Raw genomic sequence first — 13883 nt, forward strand, 5'->3', positions numbered from 1 at the left:
TCATTGTCAGTCGTGACTTATCAGTCGTTACCTGACCGTCCGTCGTCCGTGCTTGCGGTGACACTCTTTGCAAAACCTCTGCAGGCCAGTTCCCACAAGTGCTACCGATCTGCTCACAGCCTGCGTAGAAGGGCCGTTGCGGCCTCTGATGGCACTTCGAAATGCAGCGTTCCAAGGTCTCGTATAGACGCGTCGCGAGGTCGTTTTCAGGAGTTATTGAATGGCCATCCAATTTTAGGCATGGCAATTGCTCTGTCATAACAAAGCCTGCTTCCCTCGTGCGAATGCCGGCAATAACAAGAGCCTCCGCCTGAGGCCATCACCCGCTTTGTGTGAGGAGATACCGCGATGACGTCGTTCAACTCCGGGGCCCAACCCCAGAACCGTGCGCCTCAATCCATCGGCTTTCTGCTGCTGGACAATTTCACGCTGATTTCCCTGGCGTCCGCCGTTGAGCCACTGCGCATGGCCAACCAATTGTCCGGTCGCGAGCTGTATCGCTGGAGCACCCTCACTGTCGACGGCGGCCAGGTCTGGGCCAGTGACGGTCTGCAAATCACCCCTGACGCCTCCATGCACAAAGCCCCGCCACTGGACACCGTGATTGTCTGCGGCGGCATCGGCATTCAACGCACCGTGACCCGTGAGCACGTGTCCTGGCTGCAAAGCCAGGCGCGTCAGTCCAAGCGTCTTGGCGCGGTGTGCACTGGCAGTTGGGCGCTGGCCTGTGCCGGTCTGCTCGACGGCTTCGATTGCAGCGTGCACTGGGAATGTCTGGCGGCGATGCAGGAAGCTTTCCCGCGCGTGGCCATGAGCACACGCCTGTTCACCCTCGACCGCAACCGCTTCACCAGCTCCGGCGGCACCGCGCCGCTGGACATGATGCTGCACCTGATCAGCCGCGATCACGGTCGCGAATTGTCCGCAGCGATCTCGGAAATGTTCGTCTACGAACGCATCCGCAACGAGCAGGATCACCAGCGCGTGCCGCTCAAGCACATGCTTGGCACCAACCAGCCGAAGCTGCAGGAAATCGTCGCACTGATGGAAGCCAATCTGGAAGAGCCGATCGACCTCGATGAACTGGCGGTGTATGTCGCGGTGTCGCGTCGACAGCTGGAGCGGTTGTTCCAGAAATACCTGCACTGCTCGCCGTCGCGCTACTACCTCAAACTGCGCCTGATCCGCGCCCGGCAACTGCTCAAGCAGACGCCGATGTCGATCATCGAAGTGGCGTCGGTGTGTGGGTTCGTCTCCACGCCGCACTTCTCCAAGTGCTACCGCGAATACTTCGGCATCCCGCCGCGTGACGAACGCGTCGGCTCCAACACCACCCAGCAAGTGGCCATGCTGCCACTGCCGCAGGCGATCGTGATGTCGCCGCTGTCGGGGCCGATGTCGGCGCTGAGTCAGGCGCGCAATGAGTCGACGTTTGCCAGCGTGAGGCTGTAAAGCAAAAGATCGCAGCCTTCGGCAGCTCCTACATTTGGAATACGTTCCCCTGTAGGAGCTGCCGAAGGCCGCGATCCTTTGATCTTTTCTCAGGCGCTGTGGGACTGTTGATAATCCGAGAGGGCCGGCAACAACTGCTTGTCGATCGCCTGACGCACCGCCGGCTGGATGCTGGCGCCGCTGGTGTACATGTCCTTGACCATCTTGCGCAGTTCAAACGCGCGGACGTTATCCAATCCTCGCACCGCACACTCACAGGCCTGTTCGGCGGTGGTACCGCTCGGCACCTGAATACCCAAGGCCTTGAGCTGGCCCAACAGATCTTCCTGGTCAATCAAATCGGCGTACATCATTACGCAAATCCTTCTGTGGCAACGGAGGTCTTGGCTCGATTCTGGTGGCCCCGACCGGACGCGGCAAGGGCGTTTTGTCGCGGTGGCCGGGACGACTATGAACAGGTCGTTTTCGGCTAACCGACTGAATGGGCGAGTAGGCAAACTGGCCCCAGCTCGCTTCACGAAGGTTTGGTCACCCTCGCCTGGCAGCTCCTCAACAGTACCCTCCTCAGCTCCGATCCTGTCACGGCTTGATCGGAGTTTTTTTTGTCGGTGAATCAGTTAGTAGCGCGTTGTTTGGACTGACGCTTTCGCGAGCAAGCTCGCTCCCACAGTTGAAATGCATTCCAATGTGGGAGCGAGCTTGCTCGCGAAGGTCGATGACGCGGTCTATCTTTGTAACACCAGAATCCGCGACAACAGCTCATCCCGGTCGACATAGCAGCCCTGAAAATGCCGCGCCCCGGTCGCCGGGTCAAAGGCATTGCGCGCATGCAGCGTGCGGCGGTTGTCAAAGCACCACAACTCTCCCGGATTGAGCCGCTGTATCAGCCGAAATCTCGGCTCGCGGGTCATCGCGATAAATCGTCGATAGGCTCGATAGAGCAACGGCATCTGCGCCACCGACGTCTCGAACGCCCCGCGCAGAAAGTTCGCCATGCGAATCTCCGCAACCCGGCCCAGCGCGTCCAAAGCGATGATCGGCGCCAGGCAGCGATAGTCGCTGTGGCGGTCCTTGTTGCGAAATTCCACAGGGATTTCACACAGCGCCTGAAACAGCTGCGGTTCCTCCAGGCGCAAGGCGTCGGCAATCGCAAAACCATCGACGAAAATGCTCTCGCCGCCCTCGGCATCGTTCACCAGGCAATGCAGAAATTGCAGCCCCGGTTGCAACTCGCGAGTCGGCAAATCCGTGTGCAATGGCAGGTTGAAGGCGGTGTAGGCGTTGCTGTCGGCGTCGGCTTTGGACTGCACATTGAACAGCACGCCGAAATTGCTTTCGCGGATAAAGGAAATCCGTTGCGCGATGAGCTTCAGCGAGCCCGGCTCGGTGGGCACGCCGCGCACTTGAGTCAGGCCGACGTCACGCACGGCGAGCAACCATTGCAGCAGCGCAGCGTTGTCGTTCATCAGAGCGGCGTATTCGAACACCGGCAGCTGCAGATCGCTATGCCACAAACGGCTCTGCGGTTTGCCGGCCAGGCGTTCGGCGCGGGACTCGTCGTCATAGGCGTGAGCGCGCAACCAGCCCGGATCGAAGCGGCTGAGGTGACCATCCTGCCAGTCGATGCGCAGGCAGCCGTCGGTGTCGATGCGCGTGGCCAGCGGTTGCAGATCCTCGGCGGCATCGACGCTCTCGAATACCTGCTCGCGGGTGACGCTGTAGACGCAGCGATCACACGGGCAGTTGTCTCGCAACCAGACATGGTGAAACGGGCTGACACGACCGTCAGCCCATTCGATGACAACGCGATCCGCCAGACCCTGCACGCCACGCAGCGCGCTGATCAACGGATAAGTACGAAAATCGGCAACAGCGACGGCGGTGTTCATGGCGGCTCCTTGGCAGTGGGCGGATTTACCGGGCGGGTGGCAGCGCGATCACGCGGCCGATGTAAGCGGGAGCGGGCAGGTCGGTTTGCTCAGCGACGATGGCCTGCAGGCGATGCAGCGTATCGGGGCTGAACGGCGCCGAGCGCGGGCCGGCGAGGTCGACGTGCAGGAGCATCTGTTCGTTGCCGGCCAGCGCTTGCTCATCGCCGACCTTGTGCAGGCTGTGGTAGAGGTGCAGGCGCTTGCTGTCGTGGCCGATGATTTGCGTGCGCACTTCGACCTCGGTGTCGAGCTTTACCTCGTGCAGATAATTGAGGTGCAGCTCGAGGGTGAACAGCGAGTGGCCGCTGGCTTCGCGGTTACTGCTGTCCATGCCGAGACGGTCCATCAGCGCGTCGGTGGCGTAGCTGAAGATCAGCAGATAGAAAGCATCGCGCAGGTGGCCGTTGTAGTCGACCCAGTCGGGGATGATGGTGGTTTGGTAGGTGGTGAGGTGGGGCATGGTTTGGGTTCCGGGCATTGGGCGGGTTTTTTCAGATCAAGAGCTACCCCCTCACCCCAGCCCTTTCCCCCAGGGGGGAGAGGGGGAAAGGGAGCCGATCTTTATGCTATTCAAAACCTGAGTTCGGCTCAGTGGTGCAAGTCGGCGTAGCTCGAACAATCAACTCGGTCAGTCCCCTCTACCTCTGGGAGAGGGCTAGGGTGAGGGCAGCGGTGTCATGCCATACGCATTACTCGCTGAAACTCATCCCGTGCTTCTCTTTGGTGATCTTCACCGCCTCAAGCACCGCGAGCAGGCAGTCGTCACGATAGCGCTCCAGCGCCGAGATGCTGTGGCGGCCCAACTGTTCACTGGTGCCATCGACCACATCGTCGATCAACTTGTCGGTCAGCTCCGGCGCTGGCAGGTACGTCCACGGCAACTGCAACGCCGGGCCGAATTGCGACATGAAGTGGCGCATGCCGGCATCGCCGCCGGCCAGGGTATAGGTCAGGAAAGTGCCCATGAACGACCAGCGCAGGCCGGCGCCAAAACGAATCGCATCGTCGATCTCGCCGGTCGTCGCCACACCGTCATTGACCAGGTGCAGCGCCTCACGCCACAGCGCTTCGAGCAGGCGATCGGCGATGAACCCCGGCACTTCCTTGCGCACATGCAACGGGCGCATGCCGAGGGATTCGTAGACTTGCATCGCCGCTTGCACCGCTTCCGGCGCGGTGTTTTTGCCACCGACCACTTCCACCAGCGGCAACAGATAGACAGGGTTGAACGGATGCCCGACCACGCAGCGTTCAGGATGCGTCGAGCTCTCATAGAACTCGCTGGGCAACAGGCCCGAAGTGCTTGAACCGATCAGCGCATCGGGCTTGGCCGCAGCGCTGATTTTGCTGTGCAGATCGAGTTTCAGTTCCAGCCGCTCCGGGGCGCTTTCCTGAATGAAGTCGGCGTCGCGCACGCACTCTTCAATGGTGGCGACAAAGCGCAGGCGATCCTGCGAAGCGCCCGGCGCCAGGCCGTTCTTCTCCAGCGCGCCCCAAGCATTGGCCACGCGTTGGCGCAACGCCACTTCGGCGCCGGGCGCCGGGTCCCAGGCCACGACGTCGAGGCCATGGGCGAGGGCGCGCGCGACCCAGCCACTGCCGATGACACCGCTGCCGAGGGCGGCGAAGGTTTTGATTTCGGTGATAAAGCGCATAGGTATTCCCTGATAGTCGAGGACCCCGTAGGAGCTGCCGAAGGCTGCGATCTTTTGATCTTGCTTCTAAAAATCAAAGGCAAAAGATCGCAGCCTTCGGCAGCTCCTACAGGTGAATGGGTGATGGGATCAGCCGCGCTGGGTCAGGCCCATTTTTTTACGACCTTCCGCCGGGGTCAGCACACGGGCACCGAGACGGCTGAGGATTTCCGTGGCGCGCTCGACCAGTTGGCCATTGGTCGCCAGCACACCTTTGTCCAGCCACAGGTTGTCTTCCAGCCCGACCCGCACGTTGCCGCCGAGCAGCACTGCTTGCGCCGCCATCGGCATCTGCATGCGGCCGATGCCGAACCCGGCCCACACCGCGTCGGCGGGCAGGTTGTCGACCATGGCCTTCATGGTGGTGGTGTCGGCCGGCGCGCCCCACGGGATGCCCAGGCAGAGCTGGAACAGCGGATTGTCGAGCAAGCCTTCCTTGATCATCTGCTTGGCGAACCACAGATGCCCAGTGTCGAAAATCTCCAGCTCGGCTTTCACGCCCAGTTCGGTGATGCGCTTGGCGCCGGCGCGCAGTTGTGCCGGCGTGGAGACATAGATGGTGTCGCCGTCGCCGAAATTCAGCGTGCCGCAATCGAGGGTGCAGATTTCCGGCAGCAGCTCTTCAACGTGGGCGAGACGGGTCAGCGGGCCGACCAGATCGGTGTTCGGGCCGAACTCCATCGGGTGCTCGCCAGCGCCGATTTCCAGGTCACCGCCCATCCCGGCGGTCAGGTTGACGATGATGTCGACGTCCGCCTCGCGGATACGCTCCATCACTTCGCGGTACAGCGCCACGTCACGGCTGAACTTGCCGGTCTGCGGGTCGCGTACATGGCAGTGGACGACGGTGGCGCCGGCCTTGGCCGCTTCCACTGCCGCAGCGGCGATCTGTTTCGGGGTGACCGGCACGTGTGGACTTTTGGCGGTCGTGTCGCCAGCACCGGTAAGTGCGCAGGTGATGATGACGTCGTGGTTCATGGTGCGTTTCCTTCAGGCGTGATGGGTCTGTCCGCTGCCCGTTGCGGGGGCTGCGAAGCGTCATTCAATTCCCTCTCCCTCGGGAGAGGGCTAGGGTGAGGGGGCTTTTGATCGCAAGGTTATTTGCTGGTCAGTTGCAGATTTTCAGCAGCCGGTTTGCCATCGAAAGTCGTCACACCTTCGAGCCAGCGCTGTTTGTCTTCGGGGTGATCCTTGAGCCATTGCTTGGCCGATTCGAAGGCGTCCTTGTGGTCGAGCAACGGCTGCATCATCCGGCTCTCGGCTTCGGCGGTGAAGGTCAGGTTGGTCAGCAGGCGGCCGATGTTCGGGCACTGCTCGGCGTATTTCGGTGAAGTGACTGTCCACACCGTAGCCATGCCTTCGTTCGGGCCAAGGGCATCTTCGCTGCCGGTCAGATAGGTCATCTGAATGTTGACGTTCATCGGGTGCGGCGCCCATCCGAAGAACACCACGGCTTCCTTGCGGCGCACGGCGCGATCGACGGCGGCAAGCATGCCGGCTTCGCTCGACTCGACGAGCTGGAATTTGCCGAGGCCGAACTGGTTCTTGGCGATCATCGCTTTGATCTGGGTATTGGCCCCCGAGCCGGGCTCGATGCCGTAGATCTTGCCGCCCAGTTCTTTCTCGAACTTGGCGATGTCGGCAAAGGTTTTCAGGCCCTTGTCGGCCAAATAGGTCGGCACGGCGAGGGTGGCGCGGGCATCTTTCAGGCTCGGTGCTTCAAGCACTTTCACCTGATTGGCCTCGACGAACGGCGTGATGGTCTGGGTCATCAACGGGTTCCAATAGCCGAGGAACAGGTCCAGGCGCTGATCGCGAATCCCGGCGAAGATGATCTGCTGGGAGGCGCTGGTCTGTTTGGTGTTGTAGCCGAGGCCGTCGAGCAGGACCTGGGTCATGGCACTGGTGGCGATCACGTCAGTCCAGTTGACCACGCCCATGCGTACGTTCTTGCAGGAGGCCGGTTCGGCGGCCATCACGCCGGTGCTGAAAAAAGCGGTACCGCTGAGTGCAAGAACGCAGCTGCTGATCAGTCGTTTCATGTCGGGTTCCTCGGCAGTTCGATTATTGTGGTTCCCGGCATCTGCGCGCCGGTGAGGCCAAGTTACGCAGCTATACGCCCGTGAAAGCGCACTGCGGCGACTGGCATTTGCACTGTAGCGACCTGCACGCTTGAACGCCGCCAACAATCGGCGTATCAACGAGCCACGCGTCCGCCAACCGAGTGCGCCCATGTCCCAGGATTTCTACTTTTTGCTGATGCCGGGGTTCTCCGCCATCGGCTTTATCTCCGCGATCGAACCATTGCGCGTGGCCAACCGCTTTCGTGGCGAGTTGTACCGCTGGCATGTGCTCAGCTCCGATGGCGGCGCGGTGCTGGCGAGCAACGGCATGTCGGTCAACGCCGATGCGGCGCTGGAGCCGCTGAAGAAAGGCGCAACGTTACTGGTGGTGGCCGGGTTCGAACCGCTGAAGTTCATCACGCCGACACTGGAGCACTGGTTGCGCAGGCTGGACAAGGACGGCGTGACCCTCGGCGCCATCGACACCGGCAGCTTCGTCCTCGCCGAAGCGGGTCTGCTCGATGGCCATCGCCTGACCCTGCACTGGGAGGCGATCGATGCGTTCAAGGAATCTTATCCACAGCTCAGCGTTACCCAGGAGCTATTCGAGATCGACCGCCGGCGCATCACTTCGGCGGGCGGCACGGCGTCGATTGATCTGATGCTCGACCTGATCGCCCAGGCCCATGGCGCGCAACTGGCGATTCAGGTCAGCGAGCAGTTTGTGCTCGGGCGCATCCGCCCGCGCAAGGATCACCAGCGCATGGAAGTCGCCACGCGTTACGGCATCAGCAACAAGAAACTGGTGCAGGTGATCGGCGAAATGGAGCAGCACAGCGAACCGCCGCTGAGCACGCTGCAACTGGCGGAGTCGATCAAGGTGACGCGGCGGCAACTGGAGAGGTTGTTTCGGCTGCACCTGAACGACACGCCGAGCAACTTTTACCTGCGCCTGCGCCTGGAGAAGGCGCGACAGCTGTTGCGTCAGACCGACATGAGCGTGCTCGAAGTCAGCATTGCTTGCGGGTTTGAATCACCGTCGTATTTCACCCGCAGTTACCGTGCCCGCTTCGCCCGCTGTCCCCGCGAAGACCGGCGTACCGCGCAGGCCTGAAATCAAAAGATCGCAGCCTTCGGCAGCTCCTACTTTGGAATGCATTTCCCTGTAGGAGCTGCCGAAGGCTGCGATCTTTTGACCTTGCTCTTGATTATTTCTTCACCAACGCCGAGCACGCCGCCTTGTAAGCCTCATGCTGATACTTGTTCAACGTCCCCGGCAGTTCGAAATTGTGCTTCTTGGCCTGCGCATTGATCGTCTGCGGCGACAACAGCGTCACTTCACAACCATCAAGCAACTGAAACACACCCTCAATCTTGAACGTCGTCGGCCCTCCGGCGAACTCACCCTTCTTGCTGCGCTTCTTGATCGCGATCCGGTCCACCGAATTCTCCCGCACGAACGACGCCACCTGCGCCGCAAACCGCCGCACGTTTGCCGCCTCGTCATCGTCATCGAGCGCAATCTTTTTCGTGGCGAGAGGGACGTGGCTCAACGTCGAACCGTCGAGCGCAGCCACGGCGATGATCGCTTCGCTGCCTTTGATTTCAATGCCGCAGATGTTCATGGGAATCCTTAGACTGGCTTAAGAGGTTCAGCTTACAGCTCTAGCTGATTGGCGGTGATGCCGAACGCCGACGCAATTTTCTCGCGGGTGGCCTTGCGCGGCTTGGCGACTGTTTCCTGCTGGGCAAACGCCGGTTGTGAGATGCCCATGCGCTTCGCCACTTCTTCCTGCGTCAGGTTGAGATGTTCGCGCCAGGCGCGGATCGGTGTTGCGCCATCAACGATTCGACTGACCACCTCATGGGGAATCAGATCGGGCTGTATTTTCTGTGCGACATATTGAGCGTAGGGGATAACCACGAACGCAGGGTTACCCTCGGCGTCATTGATTATTTGAACGTCAGTAGGTGCGTTCATCACGTTTTTTGACCTCTTGAATACTGACCACTTTGATTGCGCCATCCCAGTCGAACATAACTCGATAATTGCCGACACGCAGTCGGTAAGCGTAGTCATGACCAACCAATGCTTTTACGTGCCAACATCGGGCATGTCGGCAAGCGCCGTGACGGCGTCGCGAACCTTCCCTTGGTGCACGGAATGCAATTTCAAAAGCTGCTTAACAGCTTTGCGAGTCCAGTGGATGCTGTTCATAGAAGAATATAAGTCTTTTATAAGATTCGCGAATCTTTACTTATATTTTCCAGTGACCAATAAACAAGGCGTGTCGGCATGTTGCGTGGGCGCGTCATTCTTGGCGATCAAAGCAAAGCGTGTCGGCCCGATCGCAATGGTTCAGAAAGAAGTTTCGTCGATGAGGACGCGGTAGCCCTCTAAAATTTCGATCACTCCTGCCCAATCGACTCCAAAAACTCCGACCGCTCGTCACTCATCCGCGCCACACAATCATTCTGCGCAATGGTGAACGCTTTGCTACCCGCCGTCGCCGGAAAGGCTTCCACCGCGCAATCGGCATCGCGGGTTTTCAGCCATTGCTGCTGGGCGGTTTTCAGTTTGGCGGTGATGTCGGCCAGTTGCGTCGGATTCTTGCCGTAGGCGGCCTGCATGCGTTCGTTGAGGCTGGCGTAGTTGTCCTTCAGCAGGTCTTCGGCGGTGGTGCGGCTATAGGCGGAGCATTCCAGGGTCTGGATGTCGTTTTCCACCGCGTCGCATGGGTTGTTCTCGGATTCTTCGGCGGCGTGAACGCCGGTCGCAATCAGTGCCAGGGCGAGGAAGATCGATTTCATTGGGGTCGCTCTAATCCGTGGGTGTGTGCAGGCTGCGGCAGATTCTGGCGCAAGCGCGCGGGCTTGAACAGCCAGCCGAGGAGGGCGGCTGACGACCCTTTGTCGCGGATTGACGCTTTCGGCAATTCCCCTGTCGTTTTTGCACCCGGTCGCCCCGGCACCGAGGCATATGCTGGCCCCAAAGCGCCGGCAGACGATTCGGCGCATGAATCGCCAATAAGGGGACGCCTGATGAGCCCAGCCGAATTACACGCCGACAGCATCGTTATCGACGGTCTGATCATTGCCAAATGGAACCGCGAGCTGTTCGAAGACATGCGCAAGGGCGGTCTGACGGCAGCCAACTGCACTGTGTCGGTGTGGGAAGGCTTTCAGGCGACCGTGAACAACATCGCTGCCAGCCAGAAACTGATCCGCGAAAACAGCGACCTGGTGATGCCGGTGCGCACCACCGCCGACATCCGTCGCGCCAAGGAACAGGGCAAGACCGGCATCCTCTTCGGCTTCCAGAATGCCCACGCTTTCGAAGACCAGATCGGCTATGTCGAGGTGTTCAAGCAGCTCGGCGTCGGCATCGTGCAGATGTGCTACAACACCCAGAATCTGGTCGGCACCGGTTGCTACGAACGTGACGGCGGGCTGTCGGGTTTCGGTCGCGAGATCGTCGCCGAGATGAACCGCGTCGGCGTCATGTGCGACCTGTCCCACGTCGGTTCCAAGACCTCCGAAGAAGTCATCCTCGAATCGAAAAAACCGGTCTGCTACTCGCACTGCCTGCCGTCGGGTCTCAAAGAGCACCCGCGCAACAAATCCGATGCAGAACTGAAGTTCATTGCCGACCACGGCGGTTTTGTCGGCGTGACCATGTTCGCGCCGTTCCTCGCCAAGGGCATCGATTCGACCATCGACGATTACGCCGAAGCCATCGAATACACCATGAACATCGTTGGCGAAGACGCCATCGGTATCGGCACCGATTTCACTCAGGGTCACGGCCAGGACTTCTTCGAATACCTGACCCACGACAAGGGCTACGCCCGCCGCCTGACCAGCTTCGGCAAGATCATCAACCCGCTGGGCATCCGTACCGTCGGCGAATTCCCCAACCTCACCGAGACCCTGCTCAAGCGCGGCCATTCCGAGCGCGTGGTGCGCAAGATCATGGGCGAGAACTGGGTGAACGTCCTCAAGGACGTCTGGGGCGAATAACGCTTTCACGACCGCCGCCGAACTGCCCCCTCTCCTGCGGGAGAGGGCTGGGGTGAGGGCCGCGGCCACCACTGAACCATAATTTTTCTGGAGTTAAGTTTCCATGGCCAAGATCGCCCCGCAATTGCCTATCGAAGTCGACAGCGAGACCGGTGTCTGGACCTCCGACGCCCTGCCAATGCTCTATGTGCCGCGTCACTTTTTCGTCAACAACCACATGGGCATCGAGGAAGTGCTGGGCGCTGAAGCCTATGCGGAAATCCTCTACAAGGCCGGCTACAAATCCGCCTGGCACTGGTGCGAAAAGGAAGCCGAATGCCACGGGCTGGAAGGCGTCGCGGTGTTCGAGCACTACATGAAACGCCTGTCGCAGCGCGGCTGGGGCCTGTTCAAGATTCAGGACATCGACCTCGACAAGGGTACCGCCAGCGTCAAGCTTGAGCACTCGGCGTTCGTCTACGTCTACGGCAAGGTCGGGCGCAAGGTCGATTACATGTTCACCGGCTGGTTTGCCGGGGCCATGGACCAAATTCTCGAAGCCCGTGGCAGCAAGATCCGTACTGTGGCCGAACAAGTCTACGGAGGCTCCGAAGAGGGCCACGATGACGGCTTGTTCATCGTCAAGCCGTTGTAAGCCGAGGACCGTGCCATGGCTTTCGAAGCAATGTTCCAGCCGATCCAGATTGGCAAACTGACCATCCGCAACCGCGTGCTCAGCACCGCGCACGCCGAGGTCTACGCGACTGACGGTGGCATGACCACCGACCGCTACGTCAAGTATTACGAAGAGAAGGCCAAGGGCGGCATCGGCCTGGCCATCTGCGGCGGTTCGTCCGTCGTGGCGATCGATAGCCCGCAGGAATGGTGGAGCTCGGTCAATCTGTCCACCGACCGGATCATTCCGCACTTCCAGAATCTGGCTGACGCCATGCACAAGCATGGCGCCAAGATCATGATCCAGATTACCCACATGGGCCGGCGCTCGCGCTGGGACGGTTTTAATTGGCCGACGCTGATGTCGCCGTCGGGCATCCGTGAACCGGTGCACCGCGCCACCTGCAAGACCATCGAGCCGGAAGAGATCTGGCGCGTGATCGGCAACTACGCCCAGGCCGCGCGCCGGGCCAAGGCCGGGGGCCTCGATGGCGTCGAACTGTCGGCCGTGCACCAGCACATGATCGACCAGTTCTGGAGCCCGCGCGTCAACAAGCGCACCGACGAATGGGGCGGCAGCTTCGAAGGGCGGATGAAGTTCGGTCTCGAAGTCCTCAAAGCCGTGCGCGCCGAGGTCGGTGACGACTTCTGCGTGGGCATGCGCCTGTGCGGTGACGAGTTCCATCCGGACGGTTTGTCCCACGAGGACATGAAGCAGATCGCCAAGTATTACGACGACACCGGCATGCTCGATTTCATCGGCGTGGTCGGCTCGGGTTGCGATACCCACAACACCTTGGCCAACGTCATTCCGAACATGAGTTATCCACCGGAGCCGTTCCTGCATCTGGCTGCCGGAATCAAGGAAGTGGTCAAGGTGCCGGTGCTGCACGCGCAGAACATCAAGGACCCGAATCAGGCCACGCGGATTCTTGAGGGCGGTTACGTCGACATGGTCGGCATGACCCGCGCGCACATCGCTGACCCGCACCTGATCGCCAAGATCAAGATGGGCCAGATCGACCAGATCAAGCAGTGCGTCGGCGCCAACTATTGCATCGACCGCCAGTATCAAGGCCTGGACGTGCTGTGCATCCAGAACGCCGCGACGTCTCGTGAATACATGGGCGTGCCGCACATCATCGAGAAATCCACCGGGCCGAAGCGCAAAGTGGTGATCGTCGGTGCCGGCCCGGCCGGGATGGAAGCAGCACGCGTGGCTGCCGAGCGGGGCCACGACGTCACGCTGTTCGAGAAAAAAGACTTCATCGGCGGGCAGATCACCACCGCATCGAAAGCACCGCAGCGTGACCAGATCGCCGGTATCACCCGCTGGTTCCAGCTGGAACTGGCGCGGCTGAAAGTCGATCTGCGCCTGGGCACGGCGGCGGATACCGACACCATCATGGACCTGCGTCCGGACGTGGTGGTGCTGGCGGTTGGCGGTCATCCGTACCTTGAGCAGAACGAACACTGGGGCGCCGCCGAAGGGCTGGTGGTGAGCAGCTGGGACGTGCTCGACGGCAAGGTTGCGCCGGGCAAGAACGTGCTGGTCTACGACACCATCTGCGAGTTCACCGGGATGTCGGTCGCCGACTTCCTCGCCGACAAGGGCAGCCAGGTCGAGATCGTCACCGACGACATCAAGCCGGGCGTGGCCATCGGCGGTACGTCGTTCCCGACCTACTACCGCAGCATGTACCCGAAAGAAGTGATCATGACCGGCGACATGATGCTGGAGAAGGTCTACCGCGAAGGCGACAAGCTGATCGCGGTGCTGGAGAACGAATACACCGGCGCGAAAGAGGAGCGGGTGGTCGATCAGGTGGTCGTCGAAAACGGCGTTCGCCCGGACGAGGAAATCTACTACGCGCTCAAGGACGGCTCGCGCAACAAGGGCCAGATCGACGTCGAGGCGCTGTTCGCGATCCAGCCGCAACCTTCGCTGAGCGAAGCGGGCGACGGCTACTTGCTGTTCCGCATCGGCGACTGCGTGGCGCAGCGCAACACACACGCCGCGATCTATGACGCACTCAGACTGTGTAAAGACTTCTAAAGGCTTGCACACA

14 protein-coding genes and 1 pseudogene are annotated in these 13883 nt (G+C 60.7%); 5 read left to right on the forward strand and 10 right to left on the reverse strand.

Going from position 1 to position 13883, the window contains the following annotated elements; translation table 11 throughout:
- Positions 1 to 348: 348 nt before the first annotated feature.
- The gene (gene gbdR / locus AC0Z4S_RS15845; protein ID WP_007949927.1) at positions 349 to 1452 is read left to right on the forward strand and encodes a choline metabolism transcriptional regulator GbdR; all 1104 of its coding nucleotides are present in this window, start codon (positions 349 to 351) and stop codon (positions 1450 to 1452) included.
- Between the two features lie 89 nt (positions 1453 to 1541).
- Here the strand turns inward: gbdR and AC0Z4S_RS15850 are convergent, their stop codons facing one another.
- From AC0Z4S_RS15850 to AC0Z4S_RS15875, 6 genes are all read right to left on the reverse strand, one after another.
- Positions 1542 to 1805: a hypothetical protein gene (locus AC0Z4S_RS15850; RefSeq protein ID WP_016772808.1), complete on the reverse strand. Its 264-nt coding sequence runs from the start codon at positions 1803 to 1805 to the stop codon at positions 1542 to 1544.
- Positions 1806 to 2177: 372 nt separating this feature from the next.
- On the reverse strand, positions 2178 to 3341 hold the full coding sequence (locus tag AC0Z4S_RS15855) for a gamma-butyrobetaine dioxygenase (protein WP_485623691.1): 1164 nt from the start codon (positions 3339 to 3341) through the stop codon (positions 2178 to 2180).
- Positions 3342 to 3366: 25 nt separating this feature from the next.
- Complete coding sequence (locus AC0Z4S_RS15860) at positions 3367 to 3843, reverse strand: thioesterase family protein (RefSeq protein ID WP_253496634.1); 477 nt, start codon at positions 3841 to 3843, stop codon at positions 3367 to 3369.
- A 229-nt stretch (positions 3844 to 4072) separates the two neighbouring features.
- Complete coding sequence (locus tag AC0Z4S_RS15865; protein WP_485623692.1) at positions 4073 to 5038, reverse strand: L-carnitine dehydrogenase; 966 nt, start codon at positions 5036 to 5038, stop codon at positions 4073 to 4075.
- A gap of 129 nt (positions 5039 to 5167) precedes the next feature.
- Entirely contained in the window at positions 5168 to 6055 is an 888-nt protein-coding gene (gene cdhC, locus AC0Z4S_RS15870) for a 3-dehydrocarnitine:acetyl-CoA trimethylamine transferase CdhC (RefSeq protein ID WP_007962632.1), read from the reverse strand.
- A 119-nt stretch (positions 6056 to 6174) separates the two neighbouring features.
- On the reverse strand, positions 6175 to 7119 hold the full coding sequence (locus AC0Z4S_RS15875) for a choline ABC transporter substrate-binding protein (RefSeq protein ID WP_042606627.1): 945 nt from the start codon (positions 7117 to 7119) through the stop codon (positions 6175 to 6177).
- A 190-nt stretch (positions 7120 to 7309) separates the two neighbouring features.
- Here AC0Z4S_RS15875 and AC0Z4S_RS15880 point away from each other — a divergent pair, with 190 nt between their 5' ends.
- Positions 7310 to 8254, forward strand: a complete 945-nt coding sequence (locus AC0Z4S_RS15880) for a GlxA family transcriptional regulator (RefSeq protein ID WP_485623693.1) — start codon at positions 7310 to 7312, stop codon at positions 8252 to 8254.
- 94 nt (positions 8255 to 8348) lie between these two features.
- On the opposite strand, the gene AC0Z4S_RS15885 is transcribed toward AC0Z4S_RS15880, so the two are convergent.
- From AC0Z4S_RS15885 to AC0Z4S_RS15900, 4 genes and pseudogenes are all read right to left on the reverse strand, one after another.
- A complete protein-coding gene (locus tag AC0Z4S_RS15885; protein WP_016772815.1) occupies positions 8349 to 8765 on the reverse strand; it encodes a DUF3010 family protein in 417 nt (138 codons plus the stop codon).
- A gap of 32 nt (positions 8766 to 8797) precedes the next feature.
- On the reverse strand, positions 8798 to 9121 hold the full coding sequence (locus AC0Z4S_RS15890; RefSeq protein ID WP_253496620.1) for a helix-turn-helix domain-containing protein: 324 nt from the start codon (positions 9119 to 9121) through the stop codon (positions 8798 to 8800).
- Positions 9105 to 9358 (reverse strand): annotated as a pseudogene (locus AC0Z4S_RS15895) (type II toxin-antitoxin system RelE family toxin). The gene AC0Z4S_RS15890 and the pseudogene AC0Z4S_RS15895 overlap by 17 nt, the downstream one beginning before the upstream one ends.
- A gap of 191 nt (positions 9359 to 9549) precedes the next feature.
- Positions 9550 to 9951, reverse strand: coding sequence for a lysozyme inhibitor LprI family protein (locus AC0Z4S_RS15900; RefSeq protein WP_471877168.1), 402 nt, complete (start codon positions 9949 to 9951; stop codon positions 9550 to 9552).
- Between the two features lie 231 nt (positions 9952 to 10182).
- Here AC0Z4S_RS15900 and AC0Z4S_RS15905 point away from each other — a divergent pair, with 231 nt between their 5' ends.
- The 3 genes from AC0Z4S_RS15905 (at position 10183) to dgcA (ending at position 13870) form a co-directional block, all read left to right on the forward strand.
- The gene (locus AC0Z4S_RS15905) at positions 10183 to 11160 is read left to right on the forward strand and encodes a dipeptidase (protein WP_007962626.1); all 978 of its coding nucleotides are present in this window, start codon (positions 10183 to 10185) and stop codon (positions 11158 to 11160) included.
- A 103-nt stretch (positions 11161 to 11263) separates the two neighbouring features.
- Positions 11264 to 11794: a 4-vinyl reductase gene (locus AC0Z4S_RS15910; RefSeq protein ID WP_039757633.1), complete on the forward strand. Its 531-nt coding sequence runs from the start codon at positions 11264 to 11266 to the stop codon at positions 11792 to 11794.
- Positions 11795 to 11809: 15 nt separating this feature from the next.
- On the forward strand, positions 11810 to 13870 hold the full coding sequence (gene dgcA, locus AC0Z4S_RS15915; RefSeq protein WP_485623694.1) for a dimethylglycine demethylation protein DgcA: 2061 nt from the start codon (positions 11810 to 11812) through the stop codon (positions 13868 to 13870).
- Positions 13871 to 13883: the final 13 nt, after the last annotated feature.

The sequence above is a fragment of the Pseudomonas sp. 1L-B-1-E-C1 genome, assembly GCF_057291835.1.